4 protein-coding genes are annotated in these 24195 nt (G+C 66.6%); all 4 read left to right on the top strand.

Annotation, left to right across the window (positions count from 1 at the left end):
• Positions 1-46 precede the first annotated feature (46 nt).
• The 4 genes from ACQPXH_RS29985 (at position 47) to ACQPXH_RS29970 (ending at position 24088) form a co-directional block, all read left to right on the top strand.
• Positions 47-874: a M23 family metallopeptidase gene (locus ACQPXH_RS29985; RefSeq protein WP_433599795.1), complete on the top strand. Its 828-nt coding sequence runs from the start codon at positions 47-49 to the stop codon at positions 872-874.
• 67 nt (positions 875-941) lie between these two features.
• On the top strand, positions 942-1925 hold the full coding sequence (locus ACQPXH_RS29980) for a DNA-binding response regulator (RefSeq protein ID WP_433599794.1): 984 nt from the start codon (positions 942-944) through the stop codon (positions 1923-1925).
• Positions 1926-2172: 247 nt separating this feature from the next.
• On the top strand, positions 2173-9558 hold the full coding sequence (locus ACQPXH_RS29975; protein ID WP_433599793.1) for an amino acid adenylation domain-containing protein: 7386 nt from the start codon (positions 2173-2175) through the stop codon (positions 9556-9558).
• A gap of 121 nt (positions 9559-9679) precedes the next feature.
• Positions 9680-24088: an amino acid adenylation domain-containing protein gene (locus ACQPXH_RS29970; RefSeq protein WP_433599792.1), complete on the top strand. Its 14409-nt coding sequence runs from the start codon at positions 9680-9682 to the stop codon at positions 24086-24088.
• Positions 24089-24195 lie beyond the last annotated feature (107 nt).

Below are 24195 nucleotides of genomic sequence, written 5' to 3'. Positions count from 1 at the left end.
ACCAGCTTTGTCGCAGCATCGGGTAGGCCCCAGTTCCATCACCGTCATGAGCCTCATCGGCGACGGCATTGCGGGTCGGCCGGCGCGGCATCGCGCCGAGCCGTCGACCACCGACCGGGTGAAGATCGCGGCCGGTGTCGCCGTCGCGACCGGCGCTCTCATCGGCACCGCAGCCCAGGTCGCGCCCGCCATTGCCGCCCCGCTCCTGCCGGGTGCGCACGACGGCGACGAGGAAGCCGCCGCGCCCATCACGTTCAAGGGCACGGCGGAATTACCTGTCGAAGAGGCCAAGGCCGCGGCCCCGGTCGCCGAAGCCGCGCAGGCCGTCGCAGCCACTCCGGTGGCCGCGCCGATCGCGGACGCGGTGGCCAATCCGTTCGGCATCAGCAACCTGCCGCCGGAGATCGCGGGCCCGCTGGCCCAGGTCGAACAGGTCCTCAAGGGTGCGCAGCAGCAGTTCGCCCCTGCCCCCGCGGTGCGTCCGGTCGCCGGTGAGATCAGCTCCGGATTCGGTTCCCGCTGGGGTGAGTTCCACTACGGTCTCGACTTCGCCGATCAGCTCGGCGCGCCGATCCACTCGGTGAGCAGCGGCACCGTCATCGAGGCGGGCCCGGCCTCCGGCTTCGGCCTGTGGGTGCGCATCCAGCAGGACGACGGCACTATTGCGGTCTACGGCCACGTCAACGAGATGTTCGTACACGCCGGGCAGCATGTGAACGCGGGCGATGTCATCGCCACCGTCGGCAACCGCGGCAATTCGACCGGACCGCATCTGCACCTGGAGATCTGGGATCAGGGCGGCAACAAGGTCGACCCGATGCCGTACTTGGCAGCCAAGGGTGTCCCGCTGCAGTGGGGCCCGTCGGCGCACTGATTTTCTTGCCCGGCTTGATATTCCGACGGGGGCCCCGTCGGGACCGTACGGTCGTTAGGCTCAGGCGATGACAGCGCTGGGCGATATCTTCGAGCCTGGATCCCCGCATGGGCGGACCTACGCCGTGCTGGTGCACCATCCGCGATCCAGCCTGGGCGAGGTCGCCGAATATCTGGGCGTCTCGAAGGAAACCGCCGCCGCATCGCTGCGGGTATTGACCGACCTGCAGGCCGCGGTGAGTCAGCTGTCCGACGATGGTGAGGCCATCTGGGATGCGCACGCCCCCGAATCGCTGTCCGAAGCCGAGGCGCGGCGCAGGCAGCACGAGATCAACCAGATGCACGCCGCGGCCGCGCGACTGAGCGAGACGTTTCGATCGGTGCGCCGCTCACCGCGCACCAATGGCGCGATCGTGCCGGTCTTCGAACGCCTGGAGATGCTCGCGGATTTCGAGGAGGTCCAGACCTCGGCCCGCAACACGGTCAAGGTGATCGAACGTGGTCCCTATCTCAGCGATCCGGAACGCGAGCGACAGCTGTTCCTGCTCAAGCGCTCTCGGATCGGTGACGGCATCCGCTACCAGACGCTATATCAGGACACTATTTATCAGGATGCGGAAAGGTTGCGGCACGCGCTGTCCACCAATGCCAGTGGGGCACAGGCGCGCACTCTGCCAGAGCCGCCGTTCAAGCTGATCATCAGTGATGACGAGCGCGCGAGCCTGGTCTTGCACGCGGACGAGCGCCGCCCGGATCCGATGGGTCTGCGCATTACCGGATCGCCGGGATTGCGGTTGCTGGTCAAGACTTTCGATGTGCTGTGGTCGCTGGCGGCGCCGATTTCGGTGAACCCGGCCGCCGACGAGCTCGACGAGAGGGATAAGGCGATTTTGACTCTGATGGGCCTGGGTGCGACCGATGACACCATCGCTCGCCGACTCGGCATGTCCCGTCGAACCGTGGTCCGGCGTACGGCGCGGCTGCTGGAGCGGCTCGGCGCAAGCACCCGGTTCCAGGCGGGCGTGCAGGCGACGAGGCGAGGATGGCTATAGCTCGAGCAAGTGAACGCTCGAGTGGACAACATGGGACGAATGCTGAACGATCAGTGTCCCGGGATGTTTGAGGGCTTGTGTCACAACGGATTCGGAGCCAGCGCCACGCACTCCGTATTCGCGGATAGTTAGCTCTCGCCAAGACGATTACCCGATTGCGTTGCGCAGGAGCGAATGCGGCGGCGGAATTCCGTGTGCGGTTGTTCGACCCTGCCATGTGCTAAATGTGAAAGGCGAATGGTTGGGAATGGATAGGGCGAGTCGATCTGTTCGGACCAACCGTCGGCGCCGAGCCGGCACCCCACTCTTCGGTCAACTGCTCACCGCCGCCGTCGAATCCGCCGCCGATGCGGTTGCCGTGCGCTTCAACCCGACCGGTGATCCGGCCGACCAGCGCGAGTTGACCTATCGCGAATTCGACGCGGCGTCCTCGCGGCTGGCTTGGGAACTCGTGACACGCGGCATCGGCCCCGGCGACATTGTCGCCACTGCGCTGGCGCGATCGGTCGAGTCCGTCCTCGCGGTGTGGGCGATCGCGAAGACGGGTGCGGCCTATGTCCCGGTGGATCCGGCCTACCCCGCGGAGCGGATCGCGCATATGGTGTCGGACTCCGGCGCTGCGCTTGGCCTGACCACTGCGGCGCATCGCGCGGCGCTCGGCACATCGGTCGATTGGATCGAACTCGACGATCCCGTTGTCGCCGCGCAAATCGCCGCGCAGCCGGAGCGGCCGGTCTCCTATGCCGATCGGGTGCGTCGGCTGGACGAGCGGCATCCGGCCTATGTCATCTACACCTCGGGTTCCACCGGACGGCCGAAGGGCGTCGTGGTCACGCACTCCGGTTTGGCCGGTTTGGCCGCGATCGGTCAGCGGTATGCACTGACCGGTGATTCGCGGGTGACGCACCTGAGTTCGCCGAGCTTCGACTTCTCGCTGATGGAGATGCTTTTCACGTTCGCTGCCGGGGCCACGCTGGTGATCGCGCCGCCGACGGTGTTCGGTGGTGTCGAGCTCGCGGACCTGCTGCGCCGGGAACGGGTTACCCATCTGCTGATCACCCCGGGTGCGCTGGAATCGGTCGATTCGGCCGGGCTGGACGAACTGCGGGCCGTGGTGGCCGGTGGCGACAGGCTCGGCGCCGAACTCGTCGAGCGCTGGGCGCGGGACGGGCGGGCCGTTTTCAATGCCTATGGTCCGACCGAGGTCACGGTCATGGTCACGACCGGGCAGATGGAACCCGGCGCATCGGTCACCCTCGGCGGCACCGTCGCCGGAGTCGGGGCCTTTGTGCTCGATTCGCGTTTGCGGCCGGTGCCTTCGGGTGTTGTGGGCGAGTTGTATCTGGGCGGACCCGCGCTGGCGCAGGGCTATCTCGGACGGCCCGGACTGACCGCGGAAAGGTTTGTGGCCAGCCCGTTCGGGGCGGAGGCCGGCGCGCCGGGCGCGCGGCTGTACCGGACCGGAGATCTGGTGCGGCGCAACGAAACCGGCGTGCTGGAATACCTGGGCCGATCCGATTTCCAGGTGAAAATACGCGGTCTGCGTATCGAACTCGGGGAGATCGATAATGCGCTCACCGCGCATCCGGATGTGGATTTCGCGGCCACGCTCGGCAAGACATTGCCTTCGGGTACGACCGCGCTCGTCTCGTATGTGCTGCCGCGCAGCGGTGCCGTCGTGGATACCGCCGAACTCGTTGCCGCACTGGAGCGTTCGCTGCCCAGGTACATGGTGCCCACCGCCATTGTGGTGCTCGACGAACTGCCGTTGACGCCGGTGGGCAAGCTGGATCGTGACGCGCTGCCCGATCCGGTTTTCCAGGCGCGTGCGTTCCGTGCGCCGTCCACGCGGGAAGAGCAGGTCGTCGCCGAGGTGTACGCGGCGCTATTGCTCGCCGACGGTGTGGATATCGGTGTCGATGACGACTTCTTCGAACTCGGCGGCAACTCGCTGCTGGCCGCGCAGGCCGCGGCGCGCATCGGTACCGCGCTGGGCGGGCGGGTGCCGGTGCAGCTGGTATTCGAGGCCCCCGGAGTCGCCGAACTCGCTCAACGGGTGACAGTACTCGCGGCCGCGGGACATGCCTTGACCGCGCAATCGCGCACGGATCGGATTCCGCTCTCCTACGCGCAGCAGCGCATGTGGTTCCTGAACCGCTTCGATCCGACCAGCGGTATCGACAACATTCCGCTGGCGGTGCGGTTGTCCGGGGCGCTCGACGTCGAGGCGCTGTGTGCGGCGGCGCGCGACCTGGTGGCGCGGCACGAGGTGCTGCGGACGGTGTATCCGGAGATCGATGGCGAGGGCATCCAGGTCATATTGCCGATCGATGATGCCCGTGCGGTGCCGGAGCTCGAGATCGTGTCCGCGAGTACGGCCGAATTGCCCGAGCTCGTCATCGCCGCGGCCGTCGCCGGTTTCGATGTCACCGTCGCGCCGCCGATCCGACTACGTCTGATGCGGCTCGGCGAAACCGAGCAGGTACTGGTGTGCGTGGTGCACCACATCGCGGCCGACGGTTTCTCCATGGGACCGCTGGCGCGGGATCTGATGGCCGCCTATTCGACTCGGTCGGTCGGTGCGGGCACGCAGCTGCAGCCGCTCGACGTGCAGTACGCCGACTACGCGATCTGGCAGCGGGCGGTGCTCGGTGCGGAAGACGATGCGGATTCGCTGCTGGCTCAGCAGATCGCGTTCTGGCGCACCGAATTGGCCGGACTGCCCGAGCAATTGGCGCTGCCCACCGATCGGCCGCGTCCGGCGGTGCTGTCCAGCCGCGGCGCCGTGTTCGCCTTCGAGATCGATGCCGAGGTGCATACGGCGCTGGAACGGATAGCCCGCGAACATCATTCGACGCTGTTCATGGTGGTGCACGCGGCGCTCGGGGTGCTGCTGTCCCGGCTGGCTGGGACCACCGATATCGCCGTCGGAACCCCTGTTGCCGGTCGTGGGGATGCCGCACTCGACAATGTGATCGGAATGTTCGTCAATACGCTGGTGCTGCGTGGCGAGGTCGACCCCGAACTATCGTTCGACGATTTGCTGCGCAACTTCCGGCGGGCCGATGTGGCGGCCTTCGGACATGCGGATGTGCCGTTCGAGCGACTGGTCGAGCTGCTCGATCCGGTGCGTTCGATGGCGCGGCATCCGCTGTTCCAGGTGATGCTGACCTTCCAGAACATGGACCGGCCCGAATTGGAGCTGCCGGGCCTCACCATTTCCGGCATCGATCTGGGCGTCGTGCAGGCGAAGTTCGATCTCGAGCTGACCGTCGTGCCGCGCGCGGACCATGGTGCGGCGAACGGTCTCGCGGCATCGTTCACCTATGCCACCGACCTCTTCGACGAGGCGACGGTGGCGGGTTTCGCGCAGCGCCTGAATCGGGTGCTCGGCGCGGTGGCCGCGGATCCGCACCTGGTGGTCGGGGAGCTCGAGCTGCTCGCGCCCACCGAGCGGCAGCGGATGCTGCGGGACTGGAACGACACCGCGCACCCGGTCGTCCCGGAACTGCTGCTCGACGGATATCGCCGTGCTGTGGCCGCCTATCCGGATGCGGTCGCAGTGGCCTTCGACGGGACCGAGCTGGCCCACCCGTCGCCCGACCACCGCCCCTCATCGAGTCGCTCCGCGACGCTGACATATCGCGAATTCGACGAGCGGGTCAATCGGCTCGCGCGGCTGTTGATCCAGCGGGGCGTGGGTGCGGAAGCCCTGGTGGGACTGGCGGTTCGGCGTTCGATCGACCTGGTCGTCGGCATGTATGCGATTGTGACGGCCGGTGGTGCGTATGTGCCGTTGGATCCGGATCATCCGGGGGAGCGGATCGCGCATATTCTCGATACCGCCGCGCCCGTCTGTGTGCTGACCACGACGGCCGATGCCGTGTCGACGGGCGATGTGCCGGTGGTGTACCTGGATACCGCTGAGCTGTCGGCGTTCTCGGGAGATCCGGTGCTGCCGACGGAATTGCTGCGACCGGTTTCGCTGGACAATCCGGCCTACGTCATCTTCACCTCGGGCTCCACCGGTCGCCCGAAAGGTGTTGCCGTCACCCATGCGGCCATCAACAACCAGATCGAGTGGATGCTCGCCCACTACCCGCTCGGTCCCGATGATGTGTATCTGCAGAAGACCGCCACCACATTCGACGTATCCCTGTGGGGGTACTTCATGCCGTTGCGCGCGGGTGCGAAGCTGGTAGTCACCACGCCCGACGGGCATCGCGATCCGGTGTATCTCGCGGAAACGATTGCCACGCAGCGGGTCACCGTCACCGACTTTGTGCCGTCGATGTTGACAGTGTTCGCCGCACATCTGACGCCCGGGTCCTGCCCGACCCTGCGCGATATCTTCGTGATCGGCGAGGCATTGCCACCGGAGACGGTGACCGCGCTGCGTGCGGTGTCGGATGCGGCCGTGCACAACCTGTACGGCCCGACCGAGGCGGCGGTGTCGATCACCGCATGGCGCGCAGACGCGATCGAGCAGACCACCGTGCCGATCGGCCTGCCGCAGTGGAATTCGCAGGTCTACGTGCTGGATTCGCGATTGCGGCCGGTACCCGCCGGGGTGGTCGGCGAGCTGTATCTGGCTGGGGCGCAGTTGGCGCGCGGGTATGTCACCCGACCGGATCTCACGGCGGATCGCTTCGTCGCCGACCCGTTCACCGCCGGGGCGCGGATGTACCGCACCGGTGATCTCGTTGTGTGGCGCGAGCACCCGCACCGGTTGGAGTACTTGGGCCGCAGCGACTTCCAGGTGAAGTTCCGTGGTCAGCGCATCGAACTCGGCGAGATCGAGACCGCGCTACTCGCCCAGCCTTCGGTCAGCCAAGCCGCGGCATCGGTTGTGCAGTCGGGTGATCAACTGGTCGGTTACGTGGTGCCGCGGCCGGGGCGGCAGGTCGAGCCGCAGGATTTGCGGACCGCGGTGGCCGAAGTGCTTCCGGCATATATGATTCCAGCCGCCATTGTGGTGCTGGATGCCTTCCCGCTGAATACCAGCGGCAAACTGGATCGCAAGGCACTGCCCGCGCCGACCTTCACCGCACGCGAATTCCGCGCTCCGATCACCCCGACGCAGGAGATCGTCGCTGCCGTCTTCGCCGAGGTGCTGGGCATCAAGGTACTGGGCACCAAGGTTCTGGGCATCGAGCGGATCGGCCTCGATGACGACTACTTCGCACTCGGCGGTAATTCGTTGCTGGCTACCAGGGTCGTTGCGCGAATCAACGATGCGCTTGATACGAATGTCGCCGTGCGTGATCTGTTCGAGACTTCGACCGTCGCCGCACTCGCCGCCGGAATCACCCCCGGTGCGGGCCGTGCCGCCGCCGCGCGCGTACCGCTGACCAAGGTCGAGCGCCCGGAGCAGGTGCCGCTTTCCCTTGCCCAGCAACGGATGTGGGTACTCAATCGGATCGATCCGGAATCTCCGGCATACAACCTGCCGTTCGCGTTCCGGCTGACCGGCGAACTCGATGTCGCGGCGTTGCGCCTGGCCGTCGAGGACGTGTTGGTGCGGCACGAGGCGCTGCGCACCCGGTTCCCCACGGCGGGTACCGGTGGGCAGGCGTACCAGGAGATTCTGCCTGCCGCCGAGGTGCTGCCCGATGGGCTCGAGGTCGAGACCACCACCGATGTGCTCGGTCGGGTCGTCGAGCTGGCGTCGGCCGGATTCGATGTGACCGAAGCTGTTCCGGTGCGGGCTCGACTATTGGCCGACGGGGACGAGTACGTGCTCGTTGTCGTGGTGCACCATATTTCGGCCGACGGTGCTTCGCTCGCCCCATTGGCTCGGGATCTGGTGACCGCGTATCTCGCTCGCGTGGGCGGTGCGGCCCCCGGCTGGTCGCCGCTTCCGGTGCAGTACGCGGATTTCGCACTCTGGCAGCGCGAGGTCATCGGCACCGATGACGACGAGAACTCGGTGGCCGCGGGGCAATTGGCGTACTGGCGCGAGCAGCTCGCCGGACTTTCGAGCGCACCGGTGTTGCCGCTGGATCGTCGACGTCCGGTGGCGGCGTCGGGGCGTGGCGCATCGGTCGGCTGGTCCGTGCCCGCCGAGGTGCATGAGGGTCTCGTTCGGATCGCGCGTGAGCATCGATCCTCAGTGTTCATGGTGGTGCACGCGGCACTGGCCGTCCTGCTCGCCCGACTGTCGGGTGGTGCGGATATCGCCATCGGCACACCGATCGCCGGGCGCGGTGAGCGGGCGTTGGACGAGTTGGTCGGCATGTTCGTCAATACGCTGACGCTGCGCACATCGGTCGAGCGCGGCATGGCATTCGACGAGTTGGTCGAGCAGACGCGTGCGACGGATCTGGCGGCGTTCGCGCATGCGGATCTGCCGTTCGAGCGGGTGGTCGAGGTGGTCTCCCCGGGGCGTCCGTTGTTCCAGGTGATGCTGGTCTTCCAGAATCTCGAGCAGCCGCGCCTGGAGCTGCCGGGACTCACCGTCGCGGCGTTGGACACAGGCGATGTCGTCGCGAAGTTCGATCTGCAGGTGGTCGTCGAACCGCGCCTGCGGGCCGATGGGACGCCGGATGAGCTGGTAGCGGTATTCACCTATGCCACAGACCTTTTCGAGGAATCGACGGTGCGTGGGCTGGGGCGCATGCTGGGGTGCATTCTGACCGCGGTGGTGGCCGATCCGGGCGTGCGCATCGGCGGCATCGATATTGTCGACGAGCAGGATCCGGTTCGCACCGCCGGCGATGCCACCACCGCCACCGATGGCACCGAGCTGACCCACCTGCTGACCGCCGCGGTGGAAGACGATCCGGACGCGCCGGCACTGGTGTGGGGCGAGGAGAAAATGCCCTACCGGAAACTCGATGCCAAGTCGTCTCAGCTGGCCAGAGTGCTGATCGGGCATGGTTGCGGTCCGGGGTCGGGTGTGGCGATCCGGCTGGAGCGCGGTCCCGACTGGGCGGTGGCCGCGTGGGCGGTGCTCAAGGCGGGGGCGGCGCTGGTGCTGCTGCCCGCGGACGAGTCTTCGATACCCGATGAGCTCTCCGTGCGGATCGGGTTGACCACCGATGCGAGTCCGATCGGTGACGACATCGAATGGCTGCGCCTCGACGATGCCGCGACCAGCGCCGAAATCTCAGCGCAGTCACTGCGACCGGTGAACCACGCGAATCGGACCGGGGTGCTCAGCGGGTCCGATCCGGCCCTCGTCAGCGCCGCGACCGGGGTGCGGATGAGCTACGACGAGCTGGCCACTGCGGCCGATCGCTTGCGCGTGCGCACCGACCTGACCTTCGAATCGCGCACCTTCCAGCACGGCCGGTCCGATTCGGCGGCGACGCTGCTCGAGCTGGTGAGCGCCGGTGCGACCGGGGCCGGTTTGATCGTGGTGCCGGGTGTCGAAGACCTGGGTGCGTCGCTCGCCGAGGAGTGGGTGACGCATCTGATCGCCGATCGAGCCGCGCTGGCCGTCATCGATACCGCCCAGCTGGCGGATCTGCGGGCGGTGGTGCTCGAGCAGGGCCCAGCCACGGAGGTCGCGGCCACGGAGGTCGCAGCCACGGAGGTCGCAACCGCCGAGGTCGCAACCGCCGGGGTCGTGGTGCCCGAAACGGCCGAGATCGTGCTGTTGGACGAGCTGCTGCCGGTGGTGTCGAGCTGAGTAGATGACGGTGCAGGGGGGTGAGATGTAATGACAAACGCTAGGAAGTAGTCCCGGAAATGCTCGGCTTGTTCGAAGGTGTGTTGGCGTTAGCGCGTGGTGTGCGACAGGGGTTCGGCGCATGACGCGGCCGAATCGCGAGCGGCCCAACCGGACTCGACGCCCGCGGATCAAGACCCTGCCGCAATTGCTCACCACCGCCGTCGAGGCCAATCCGGCCGGAGCCGCACTGATCGTCGCCGATGCCACAGCGACATCGGCGCAGTTGAGTTATGCCGAACTCGATGATCGGTCGAACCGCTTGGCGCGCTGGCTGATCGAGCGCGGTATCGGCCCGGAGGATTTGGTCGCGGTAGGTATTCCGCGGTCGGTGGATTCGATTGTCGCGGTGTGGGCGATCGTCAAGGCCGGTGCCGGATTCGTGCCGGTCGACCCGAACTATCCCGCCGATCGCATCGCGCACATGCTGTCGGATTCCGGTGCGGCACTCGGCCTCACCGTCGCGGCGGTGGATCTGCCCGGCGGCCCGGAGTGGCTCGCCATCGATACCTCGGACATCGCGGCATATTCGGCGGAACCGATCACCTACACGGATCGGATCCGGCAATTGCGCCCCGAGCATCCGGCCTATGTCATCTACACTTCCGGATCGACCGGAACGCCCAAGGGCGTGGTCGTCACCCAGGCCGGGCTGTCGAACTTCTGTGATGAGCAGCGCGAACGCTACACGCTGACCGCCGATTCGCGCACACTGCATTTCGCCTCGCCCTCCTTCGACGCATCGGTATTGGAGTTGCTGCTTGCGCTGAGCCGGGGCGCGACCATGGTCGTCGTCGCACCGACGGTGTACGGCGGTGCGGAACTGGCCGCACTGCTGCGCCGGGAGCGGGTGACGCACGCCTTCATCACCCCGGCCGCGCTCGCCTCGCTGCCCGCCGAGGGACTGGACGAGTTGCGCGTCGTGGTCGCGGGTGGTGAGGCGTGTCCACCGGAGTTGGTGCAGCGCTGGGTATTACCGATCGCGGATGGTCGCACCCGGGAATTCTTCAATGGATACGGTCCGACCGAGACCACGATCATGACGAATATCAGCGCACCGCTGGTGCCGGGCGAACCGGTGACCATCGGTGGGCCGATCCGCGGGATCACCGAATATGTGCTGGACGAGGAACTCGCGCCGGTGCCGGGCCGGGTCGTCGGCGAACTCTATATTTCCGGTGCGCAGGTGGCTCGCGGCTATCACGAACGACCGGGACTGACCGCCGCTCGGTTCGTGGCCGATCCGTTCGGTGAGCCGGGCTCGCGGCTCTACCGCACGGGCGATCTGGTGCGCTGGACGGCGGAGCGGGAGCTGGAGTATCTGGGGCGCAATGATTTCCAGGTGAAGATCCGTGGTTTCCGCATCGAACTCGGTGAGATCGATGCGGTGCTCGCCGCGCACGACGACGTCGATTTCGTGGTCACCATCGGTCACGAACAGGACAGCGGTGCGACGATTCTGGTGTCGTATGTGCACGCGGCCGATGGTGTTTCCATCGATACGACGGAACTGACCCAGTTGGCCGCAAGCAAGCTACCCGCCCATATGGTGCCGAGCGCCATTATGGAACTCGATGAGATCCCGCTGACTCCGGTCGGCAAGCTGGATCGGCGGGCGCTGCCCGCACCGCAGTTGCGCACCAAGACTTTCCGCGCGCCGTCGGGTGTGATCGAGCCGGTAGTCGCCGAACTGTTCGCCGACGTTCTCGCGCTCGACGTGCCGGTCGGCGCCGATGACGACTTCTTCGAACTCGGGGGCAACTCGCTGATCGGCACCCAGTTGATGGCGCGCCTCGGTGCCGCGCTGGATGCCAGGATTCCGGTGCGTCTGCTTTTCGAGACGCCGACCGTGGCCGGGCTTGCCGCCGCGGTGGCGGAACACGCGGGGGCGGGTGATCGCAAGGCATTGGTTGCCGGGCCGCGTCCGGAGGGCATTCCGCTGTCGCCGGCGCAGCAGCGGATGTGGTTCCTGAATCGGTTCGATACCGGATCGGCGGCATACAACATCCCGATCGCGGTGCGATTGAGCGGTGCGCTGGATGTGACCGCGCTGCGGGCGGCGGTCGCGGATCTGGTTGCGCGACACGAGGTCCTGCGGACGGTATACCCCGACACCGATTCCGGGCCGGTGCAGCTGATCTTGCCCGCGGACCAGTCGGTTCCCGAGCTGACGGTCCGGACGGTCTCCGCCGAGCAACTCGAATCCGCTGTGCGCGAGTTGCTTTCTACGACATTCGATGTGACCGCCGAGGTGCCGTTGCGGGTCGGCTTGTTCGAGGTCGAGGACGCGCCTGCCGAATTCGTATTGGCGCTGGTGGTGCATCATATCGCCGGTGACGGCACCTCGATGGGACCGCTGACGCGCGACCTGATGACCGCCTACGCCGCACGCTCGGCCGGTTCCGTGCCCGGCTGGACACCGCTGCCGGTGCAATACGCGGATTACAGCATCTGGCAGCGCGAACTGCTGGGGAGTGAAAGCGATCCGGAGTCTCTGTCGGCCGGACAGATCGCCTACTGGCGGGACGCGCTCGCGGAACTGCCCGATCAGCTCGATCTGCCGACGGATCGGCCACGGCCACCGGTGCAATCCTTCGCCGGTGGCAAGGTTCCGGTGCACATCGATGCCGAAACCCACCGTGCGCTGGCCGAATTGGCGCGCGCCGAGGGCGCGACGCTGTTCATGGTGGTGCACGCCGCATTGGCGGTACTGCTGGCCCGGTTGTCGGGTACCGATGACATTGCCGTCGGTACGCCCATGGCAGGTCGCGGTGAGGCCGCGCTGGACGAGCTGATCGGCATGTTCGTCAATACCCTGGTGTTCCGGACCCGGGTCGATGAATCCGCACCGTTCACTGAACTGCTCGCGCGGCAGCGCGAGACGGATCTCGGGGCCTTCGCCAATGCCGATGTGCCGTTCGAACGACTCGTCGAGGTGCTGAACCCGGTTCGCTCTACGGCGCGGCATCCGCTGTTCCAGGTGGGATTGTCGTTCCAGAATCTGGCCGCGACGAGTCTGGAGCTGCCCGGACTGACCGTCGCGGCGGTGGACTTCGATGCCGCGGTATCGCAGTTCGATCTGCATTGGATCATCGGCGACCACTACGACGAGACGGGGCATCCCGCTGGGATCAGCGGTGCCGTCACTTATGCGCACGATCTGTTCGACGAGCGGACGGTTCAGAGCTTCGTAGCTCGGTTCGCGCGCTTGCTCGGCGAGATCGCCGCCGCACCGCGCACCGTCGTCGGTGAGCTGGAACTGCTCGACGCTGCGGAACGGACCGAACTGGTGTCGGTTCGCAATGCGACTGACCATGCGGTGGATGCGACCGCGACGCTGGTGTCGCTCTTGGACGCGACCGTGGCCGCGACACCGGGCGCGGTGGCGCTGATGGGCGCGGACGGCGAACCGGTGACCTACGCCGAGCTGGATGCACGGGTGAACCGACTTGCGCGGCATCTGATTTCGCGCGGTGTCGGTCCGGAGTCGCGGGTGGTGCTCGCCTTCCGCCGCTCGGTGGATCTGGTTGTCGCGATGTACGCGGTGGCCAAGGCCGGTGCCGCGTATGTGCCGGTGGACCCGGACCAGGCCGCAGCGCGGACCGACTACATTCTGGGTGCCGCGGCACCGGTCTGCGTATTGACCAATGCGGCGGCGGGTTTCGACACCGCGCTGGCGCCGGTGGTGCGACTGGACCGGCTCGACCTCGGTTGGCTTGCCGAGACACCGATCACCGATGGTGAGCGGGTAAGGCCGCTGCGCGCGGCGAATACCGCGTATGTGATCTTCACGTCGGGTTCGACGGGGCGGCCGAAGGGTGTCGCGGTGTCGCACGCCGCGATCGTCAACCAATTGCTGTGGAAGACCAGCGAATTCGTGCTCGGACCTGGCGACGCGGTGCTGCTGAAGACGGCCGCCACCTTCGATCTGTCGGTGTGGGAGTTCTGGTCGGCGGCCGTATTCGGCGGGAGATCGGTGCTGGCGCACCCGGACGGGCATCGCGATCCGGATTATCTGAACGATCTGATGGCGCGGGAGTCGGTCACCACCCTGCATGTGGTGCCGTCGATGCTGGACGCGCTGTTGACCGGTCGGCTGCCGTTCACCTTGCGGCGAGTGCTGGTCATCGGTGAGGCATTGCCCGCGGGGCCGGCACAGCGATTCCGGGACACCTATCCGCAGAAGGAACTGTTCAACCTGTATGGGCCGACCGAGGCGGCGGTGTCGGTCACCAGCCATCGGGTGACCGATGCGGATGCGGCGTCGGTGTCGATCGGTGCGCCGGAGTGGAACAGTCGTGTCTACGTGCTGGATGCGCGGTTGCGTCCGGTGCCGGTGGGTGTTTCGGGCGAGTTGTATTTGGCCGGTGCGCAATTGGCGCGTGGCTACTTCGGGCGGGTCGATCTGACCGCAGAGCGGTTCGTGGCGAGTCCGTTCGAGTCGGGTACGCGCATGTACCGCACCGGTGACCTGGTGGCCTGGAATGCGCATGGTGAGCTGGAGTATCGCGGTCGCACCGACTTCCAGGTGAAGATCCGTGGTTTCCGGATCGAGTTGGGTGAGATCGAGGCGGCATTGGTCGCGTTGCCTGAGATCGCGCAGGCGGCGGTTATCGCGGATGCCGATCAGCGGACCGGTGCTCGGCTCGTCGCGTATCTGGTGGGCGTCGATATCGATGTGGCACAGGTGAAGTCGGCGCTCGCGCGTGTGCTGCCCTCTTATATGGTGCCTGCCGCCTATGTGGTTCTGGCCGCGCTGCCGCGCACCGTCAACGGCAAGTTGGATCGAAAGGCATTGCCCGCGCCCGAGTTCGAGACCCAGGTCTTCCGTGCGCCGTCGACGCCGATCGAGGAGATCGTCGCCGGGGTGTTCGCGGATGTGCTCGGGTCGGATCGGGTCGGTATCGATGACGACTTCTTCGCGCTCGGCGGCAATTCGCTGATCGCAACCCAGGTGGCGGCGCGCCTGGGTGCTGCGCTGGATACCCAGGTACCGGTGCGGGTGTTGTTCGAGGCGACCACTGTCGCGGCCCTGGCGGTCCGGGTGGAGCACGGGGTCGGCTCAGGTCGGCGACCGGCATTGGCTGCGGGTACGCGACCGGATCGGGTGCCATTGTCGCTGGCACAGCAGCGAATGTGGTTCCTGAACCAATTCGATCCCGCATCGGCCGCGTACAACGTGCCGGTCGCGGTGCGGCTGTCCGGTGCGCTGGATATCGATGCACTGCGATCGGCGGTCGCCGATGTGGTGGCCAGGCACGAGGTGCTGCGCACCGTGTACCCGTCTCGCGACGGGATCGCGTATCAGGTGATTCTCCCTGTGGGACAGGCGATTCCGGATCTGACAGTTGTCGATATCAGCCTTGACGAGCTGCCGGATCGAATCGTCGAGCTGGTCGGCACCGGGTTCGATGTGACCGCCGAGGTGCCGGTGCGTGCCGAATTGCTGCGGTGCGACGGCGACTACGTGCTGGTGCTCGTGGCCCACCACATCAGTGCCGATGGCTGGTCCATGGGGCCGCTGACCCGTGACCTGATGCTGGCCTATATCGCGCGCACTGGCGGGTCCGCGCCCACGTGGACGCCGTTGCCGGTGCAATACGCGGACTTCGCGATATGGCAGCGGGCGGTACTCGGCTCGGAATCGGATCCGGATTCCCTTGCCGGACAGCAGGTGTCGTATTGGCGACAGGCGCTGGCCGAGCTGCCGGATGAGCTGAACCTGCCGTCGGATCGGATTCGGCCCGCCGTCCCGTCGTTCGTCGGCGGCCGGTGCGATATCCCGATCGACGCGCGGTTGCACGCCGCGCTGCTGCGATTGGCCCGCGAGCACAATGCGACCCTGTTCATGGTGGTTCACGCCGCGCTGGCGGTACTGCTGGCGCGCCTGTCGGGCACCGACGATATCGCCATCGGAACGCCGGTCGCCGGACGTGGCGAGGCCGAACTCGACGATGTCATCGGCATGTTCGTCAATACGCTCGTATTGCGCACCGAGGTATCGGGTGACAGCACCTTCGCCGAGCTACTGGCCCACGCCAAGGATGTGGACCTACAGGCCTTCGCACATGCGGACATCCCGTTCGAGCGTTTGGTCGACCTGCTCGAACCGGAACGGTCGACGGCACGGCATCCGCTGTTCCAGGTGGCCCTCTCGTTCGAGAACCTGCCGGACACCTCGTTCGAACTGCCCGGGTTGCAGGTCGCCCCGGTGGATTTCGATCTCATCACCGAGAAATTCGATCTGTCGCTGGCGATTCGCGAGTCGGGTTCGGGTATGTTCGCCGCGTTCACCTATGCGCGCGACCTTTTCGATGACGCGACGGTGCGCGTCTTCGCGGATCGATTCGTGCGATTGCTCACCGCGATTGTCGCGAATACGGAAGCACCGGTGGGTGATCTGCCGCTGTTGGCCGACTCCGAGGTCGAATTCCTGACCCGGGTGCAGCCGGATCATGTGATGGCGGGTGGGCTGCTGCCCGATCTGCTGTTGCGCGGACTGCGCCATGGTGCGGACCGTGTCGCTGTCCGGTATGCGGGCCGGTCGATCAGTTACCGCGAACTCGACCGGTACTCGTCGCGGTTGGCCAGGGTCCTGATCGAGCGCGGTGTCGGCCCGGAAAGTCTTGTCGCGCTGGCCTTGCCGCGCTCCTACGTAATGGTCGCCGCGGTCTTGGCCGTCGCGAAGGCCGGTGGCGCACACGTGCCGATCGATCCGAACCATCCGCTGGAACGGATCCGGTACCTGGTGACCGACTCGGCCGCGGTCGTCGGACTGACCGCCACCGAGTACCTCGGCGACCTCCCCGATGACGTGCCGTGGCTCGCGCTCGACGATTCCACGACGGAAGCGTGGTGCGCCAACCGATCCGCCGCGCCGATCACCGATGCCGACCGGATCACTCCGCTGCGTCTGCACCACCCGGCCTATGTCATCTACACCTCGGGCTCGACCGGTATGCCCAAGGGTGTCACGGTGACCCACGCCGGAATCGGCGGCCTGCTCGCGCATGCGATCGAGCTGTACCGGTTGGAGCCGACACGCCGCTTCCTGCATATCTGCGCGCCGAGCTTCGATCCTTCGGTACTGGAATGGCTGTGCGCCTTCTCGGTCGGCGCGACATTGGTGATCGTGCCGTCCACCGTGCCGGGCGGGCCCGAACTCGGTGAGCTGCTGCGCGCGGAACGGGTTACGCACGCGATCATCACACCGGCGGTGCTCGGCACAGTGGACCCGACGGGCCTCGACGACCTCGAGATGCTTTCCGTTGGTGGCGATGTCACCACACCGGAACTGCTGGCCAAGTGGCAGCCCGGCCGCAGGTACTACAACGGCTACGGACCGACCGAAACCACGATTATCTCGTCCTATGCGGAATTGACCGCGGAACAGCGCATTACCATCGGCACGCCCGTGCGCGGCATGTCCGCACTGGTGCTGGACGGGCGGCTGAATCCGGTACCGCCCGGGGTTACGGGTGAGCTGTATCTGGCGGGCGGCGCGCTGGCCCGCGGTTACCGCAACCGAGCCGGGCTGTCCGCGGAACGTTTCATCGCCAACCCGTGGGGCGAGCCGGGTGCCCGGATGTACCGCACCGGCGACCTGGTCCGCTGGTATGCGACTCCGGCCGGGGCATGGGAGCTGGATTATGTGGGGCGTAGCGACTTCCAGGTGAAGGTGCGCGGCTTCCGTGTCGAACTCGGTGAGATCGATGCGGTGCTCGGCGGACACGAGGATGTCGAATTCGCGGTCACCCTCGGTCACGAAACCGCCGCCGGCGCAACAGTACTGGTGTCTTATGTGCGTCGCGTGGCGGATCGTGCCGTCGACGCGGACCGGCTCACGGAATTCGCGGCGCGGGTATTGCCTTCGCATATGGTGCCTTCGGCCATCGTCGTACTCGACGAGGTGCCGCTGACCACCAATGGCAAGCTCGACCGCAGCGCGCTGCCCGAGCCGCAGTTCACCACCGCGGTGTCGCGGGCACCGTCCGGTCCGCTGGAATCGCGGATCGCCGAACTGTTCGCGCAGGTTCTCGGCGTGCGGCTGGTGGGAGCCGATGACTCGTTCTTCGCCATCGGCGGCGACAGCATCGTCTCGATCCAGTTGGTTTCGCGGGCCAAGGCGGTCGGAATCGGCTTCACCCCGCGCGATGTCTTCGAGCAGAAGACCGTCGCCGCATTGGCCAGGGTCGCGGTGCTCGGCACGGATCCCGCGCCGGTGGTGCTGGCCGAGCTGCCCGGTGGCGGTATCGGCGATATCCCGCTCACGCCGGTGCTCGCGGGCTTCCTCGACAACGGCTCGTTCGGCCGATTCGCGCAGACCCTCGTGCTCGCGCTGCCGGAGGGGATCGATCGCACTGGACTGGCCGCGACGCTCACGGCCGTACTCGACCACCACGACATGCTGCGCGCGCGGGTATGGCAGGTCGACGGCCGGTGGTGGCAGCAGGTCGCCGCGCCGGGCACCCTCGGTGCGCTGGTGTCCGAGACGGACGTTCCCGACGAGGCCGAGCTCAACCGAATCGGCAACGCCGCCATGGTTTCCGCGCTGGCCGCACTGGATCCCGCTGCGGGCCGGATGGTCGCGTTCAGTTGGCTGCGCAGGTCGAATGCTCGCGATCTGCTGGTCGTCGCGGCGCACCACTATGTGATCGATGGTGTGTCGTGGCGGATTCTGATCCCGGACCTCATCACCGCATGGGCGCAGCGTTCCGCCGGGATGGCCGTTGCGCTGCCGCCGGTCGGAACATCGTTCCGGCGTTGGGCGCACGGTCTGGTGGAGGTCGCGGGCTCGCCGTCGCGGATAGCCGAACTCGACTACTGGCGCACTGTGCTGGCGACACCGGATCCCTTGCTCGGTTCGCGTGCGCTCGACCCCGCGGTCGATACCCATGCGACGGTGCGTCAGTTGACGGTCGAGGTGCCGATCGATGTCGCCGATGCGGTGCTGACCACGGTGCCCGCGCTGTACCGGGGCGGTGTCAACGACGGTCTACTCGCCGCGCTGGCCATGGCGGTGCGGACCTGGCGGGCGCGCCGCGGGATCGACGCCACGGTCACCAGGATTCGACTCGAGGGTCACGGCCGTGAAGAAGCGACCGTGCCCGGCGCCGATCTGACGCGCACGATCGGGTGGTTCACCAGTGTGTACCCGGTGGCGCTCGATCTGAGCGAGGTTGCCGAGGAGCCCGCGGCGGTGCTGCGGTCGGTCAAGGAGCAATTGCTCGCGGTTCCGGATCGGGGCATCGGCTTCGGCCTGCTGCGCCAACTGAATTCGGGCACAGCCGGTGCGCTGGCCGATGATATCGGGCAGATCGGCTTCAACTACTTGGGCCGGGTTTCCACCGGCGAATCGGCGGGGTTGACCGATCCGGGATGGCTGCCCTCCGGCGACCTGGGTGACCTCGACGACGGCCAGGATCCGGCACTGCCCGCGTCGGCGGTGGTCGATATCAATGCGATCGTCGTCGATACCGATGCTGGACCGCGGATGGATGTGGTGTTCAAGTACGCCGGTGAAATCCTCGACGCGGCGGCGGTACAGGAACTCGCCGACGACTGGCTCACCGCGCTCACGGCAGTAGCCGGGCACGTAGCCGACCCGGACGCCGGTGGTCTCACACCATCGGATGTCCCGCTCGTATCGACCACTCAGCACGAACTCGATACCTGGCGGGCGAACTACCCCGGTCTGGTTGATGTTCTGCCGCTTTCGCCGCTGCAAACCGGCCTGCTGTTCCTGATGGAAATGCTGGCGGAGTCGGTGGACCCCTATGTCATTCAGGTGGCGGTCGAACTCTCGGGCGAATTCGAACTCGAGCGTCTTCGCCGCGCCGCACAGGCGGTGCTGGACCGGCACGCGAATCTGCGCAGCGCCTTCACGTTCGGCGCGAACGGCAAACCGGTGCAGCTCATTGCCGACGGTGTCCGGGTGCCGTGGCGGGTGGTCACCGAGGTGCCTGACGCCGACCTGCCCGATCTTCTCGCTGCCGACCAGCGCACCGGATTCGATTCCGCGTTGGCGCCGCTGCTGCGATTCACGGTGTACCGCACCGTATCCGGGCACACCCACCTCGTACTGACTGCGCATCACATCCTGCTCGACGGCTGGTCGATGCCGCTGCTGATGAAGGATCTGCTGATTTTCTACGCGACCAGGAGCGATACCGCGCTGCTACCCGGGTTGCGACCGTACCGCGACTATCTGGCGTGGCTGTCGCGGCAGGACCGCGAAGCCACACTGCGCGCGTGGGAAACCGCGCTGACCAAGGTCGCGCCGACGCTGCTCGCACCCGCGCTGGTGCGACCCGCGGTGCCGGACAATGGATTCGGCAGGTCGGCATTCGAACTGTCGGCGTCCGAGACGGCCGCGCTGACGGCCTTCGCCGCGGCGACCGAGGTCACCGTCAATACGGTGTTACAGGCGGCGTGGGGTGTGGTCGTCGCCGGTATCACCGACCGTGACGATGTCGTCTTCGGCGTCACCGTTTCGGGACGTCCACCGCAACTCGACGGCGTCGACGCGATGGTCGGCCTGTTCGTGAACACCATTCCGGTGCGGGTCCGATTCGATTCGGCGACAACGGTTTCGCAGTTGCTCACCGTGTTGCAAGGCGAGCAGGCGGCGCTGCTGGAGCATCACTATCTCGGGCTGGCCGACATCCAGGCGATCGCGGGCAGCAGCGAGTTGTTCGACACGCTGGTTGCCTACGAGTCGTATCCGATCGACGCCGATGGCCTGCGGCAGGCGGGCAATGCCGTCGATGGGCTGGTGGTCAGTGGTGTGAGTTCGGTCGACTACACCCACTATCCGGTTACCGTCCGGGCCGAACTGGGTGCCGAGTTGCGGGTGGAGGTGCTGTACCGCCGCGATGCCGTCGCGGATTCGGCGGCGCTGGCGCTGACCCAGCGGTTGCGCGCGGTGCTCGGCGAATTCGTCACTGCGGATTCGGTTGCCGCCGTGCGGGACGGTGTGGGTCCCGATGTACTCAGCCAGGTTCGATACTGGCGCACCACGCTGGCAGGCCTGCCGGATGAGTTGACGCTGCCGATGGATCGTCCGCGTTCGACCGTGCCCTCGTATATCGGTGGGCAGGTCGCGCTGCAAATCGGCGTGCACCTGCACCACGAACTGCGTCGGCTTGCCGCATCCAGGAATACCTCGGTATTCGTGGTGGCGCATGCGGCTTTCGCGGTGTTGTTGGCGCGGTTGTCCGGCACGAGCGATATCGCGATCGGTGCACAGGCATCGGGGACAACCTTCGATGAACTGGGCGTCGCGGTCGGTCCGGCCGACGCCGCCGGTACTTCAGCCTCGGGGACAACCTTCGGCAACAGTGTGGTGCCCCGTACCGATAGCAATCCGGGTCTGACCCTCGATGCGGTCGGACCGGCCGTCGCCGGTATTCCATCCTCGGGGACAACCTTCGACAACACTGTGGTGCTGCGTACCGGATACGACCCGAGCGCGACCTTCGATGAACTGCTGGCCGAAGTCGGTGCGGTCGACGCCTCCGCATGCGCGTACACCGATGTGCCGTTCGCACAACTCGTCGAGGTGCTCGACCCGGTCCAGGTGACCGGCAGACATCCGCTGTTCCAAGTCGCGATGGGCAACACCGTGGCAACGGATCCGCTCACCGTCGACCTGCGGCTATCGCTGAACGAGCGGATCGGCCCGCGCGGTGAAACTCACGGCGTGCTGGCCGAATTCGGCTATGCGACAGACCTGTTCGACGCCGTGACCGCACAGGGCTTCGCCGATCGGTTCGCCCGCATCCTCGCCGCGGTCGTCGCCGATGCCGCCGTGACCGTCGGCGATATCGAGCTGCTCGGACCGAATGAACGCACCAGAGTTCTGCGCGAATGGAACTCGCGCGGTGCGTGGGTGCCCGCCGCGACACTGCCCGAACTGATCGCCGATCAGGCCCGGCGCAGGCCCGACGCGGTGGCGGTCCGTTTCGGCGATACGGCACTGAGTTTCGCTGAACTGCGGCGGCGGGCCAACCGGGTGGCCAGAGCGCTCATTGCCGCCGGTGTCGGACCGGAATCGCTGGTGGCCGTTGCGGTTCCGCGCACCGAAGAGTTGCCGGTCGCATTGCTCGGTGTGCTCATCGCGGGTGCGGCGTATCTGCCGATCGATATCACCTATCCGGCGCAGCGGCTGGCCTTCGTGCTGTCGGATGCGGTTCCGGTCTGTGTGCTCACGACCGCGGAGCAGCGGGCCGATGTGCCGGTTGGTGAACTGCCGGTGATATTGCTCGAAGAGACAACGGAATTCGACGACCGTCCGGTCAGCGATGCCGACCGAATCGCACCGCTGCTTCCGGACCATCTCGCCTACGTCATCTACACCTCGGGTTCGACGGGTGTGCCGAAGGGCGTTGGTGTCGCGCATCGCAATGTGGTCGAGTTGTGCGCGAATACCCAGCCACTGTTCGGGTTCGACGAGACCGATGTGTGGACGCTGTTCCACTCCTTCGCGTTCGACTTCTCGGTGTGGGAGCTGTGGTGCGCGCTGGCCACCGGCGGCTCGGTGGTCGTGGTCGACTATGCGACTTCACGGGCACCGGAGCTGTTCCGCGAGTTGCTGATTCGCGAACAGGTGACGGTGCTGAACCAGACGCCGTCGGCCTTCTACCAGCTCATCGAGGCCGATCGGGCCGATTCCGACCGCGAATTCGCGCTGCGGCACGTGATATTCGGTGGTGAGGCGCTGGATCTACGGCAGTTGCGGCGCTGGTACGAGCGGCATGACGCGGATGCGCCGCGACTGGTCAATATGTACGGCATTACCGAAACCACCGTGCACGTATCGTTCCTGGCGCTGGACAAGCAGATCGCGGACAGTCCGGACAGTCTGATCGGACGCGCGCTGCCCGGCTTGGACGGATATGTGCTCGATGAGCGCCTGCACCCGGTGCCGGTTGGCACACCGGGTGAGATCTATGTGGCCGGAGCTCAACTGTCCCGGGGATACCTCGGCAGGCCGGGCCTGGCCGCGGTGCGTTTCGTCGCGAATCCCTTCGGAGCACCTGGATCTCGCATGTACCGCACCGGCGACCACGGGCGCTGGGGTCGGACCGGGCTTGCCTACGCCGGGCGCGGTGATCAGCAAGTCCAGCTGCGCGGCTTCCGAATCGAACTCGGTGAGATCGAATCCGCGCTGCTGCGCTGTCCCGGCGTGAGCCAGGCGGTGGTGTTGGTCCGCTCGACCGAACGTCTCGGTGATCAGCTCGTCGGCTATGTGGCGCCCGCCGCCGGTGCCGGCATCGATCCAGACGAGCTGCGCGTCCAGGTGGCCGAATTCCTCACCGGTTATATGGTTCCCGCTGCCATCGTGGTGCTCGACGTCATGCCGCTCACGCCGAACGGCAAGTTGGACCGGCGCGCGCTGCCCGAACCCGCATTCGAGGCGCGGCAGTACCGCGCACCGGCCACACCGATCGAGGAAACCGTCGCGGCCGCCTTCGCGGAGGTGCTCGACCTCGACCGATTCGGGATGGACGACAACTTCTTCGAGCGCGGCGGCAATTCGCTGATCGCCACGAAGCTGACCGCGCGACTGAGTTCGCTTCTCGGCGAGAAGATTCCGGTGATGCGTGTGTTCACCGCGCCGACCCCGGCGGACTTCCTGGCTGAGCTCGCCCGCAGGACGGGTGGGCAGGTCGAGGGGGAGGTGGCCTTCGATGTAGTGCTGCCGCTGCGCACGACGGGTACTGCCGAACCGCTGTTCTGCATTCACCCGGTCTCCGGTATCGCGTGGTCGTTCGCTGGTCTGGCCGCCTACCTCGATTCCGACCGGCCGATCTACGGCATCCAAGCGCCGACTCTGGCCGCACCGGCGGTGCTGCCGGACACGATCGAGGAGTGGGCCGCGATCTATGTCGATGCGATCCGCTCGGTCCAGCCGAAGGGGCCGTATCACCTGATCGGCTGGTCGATGGGCGGTGTTTTCGCCCACGAGATCGCGGTGCAACTACAGCGAGCCGGACAACGAGTGGCGACGCTCGCGGTGATGGACAGCTTTATGGCCGATCCGCCCGACGAACGCGCGCAGGGCGCGGGCTCACCTGTGCCGGTGGCCGAGTTGATCGGCGGCCTGCTCGGCGAAAATGCGGGTGACCTGGGCTTCGATATCGACGTGGACTGGGGACAGCTCGCCGAGCGACTGGTCGAACTGCCGGAGCCGTTCGCCTCCTTCGGTTCCGACCGGTTCACCCGGGTGCTGGATACGGCCGTGCATTCGGTCGTGCTGCGCAATGCGTACCAGCCCGTTCGATTCCACGGGGACGTCATCTATTTCACTGCGGCGCTCGACGATCCCACCGGTTCGATCGGCGCGGGAATCTGGGCGGAGGTCGTCGACGGTGCCGTGGACAATCGCGCGGTGCCGACCGTTCACTGGCGGATGACGGTCGCCGATGGGCTCGCGGAAATCGGCAAGGTATTGACCGCGGTTTGGCGCGAAAGCCATAGCGCGGAGTGATCTTTGGGCGCTCGCTTGATGGGGTGCGGTCGCGGACCTCGACCAGATCGAGCGATGGCTCGACGAATGAGGTCAGCTTCAATGGAGGTTCCGGGGCTGGAGATGCG

Source organism: Nocardia sp. CA-135953 (assembly GCF_050955735.1).
Classification (GTDB): Bacteria; Actinomycetota; Actinomycetes; order Mycobacteriales; family Mycobacteriaceae; genus Nocardia.
This window is presented reverse-complemented; position numbering and strand designations above follow the sequence as displayed.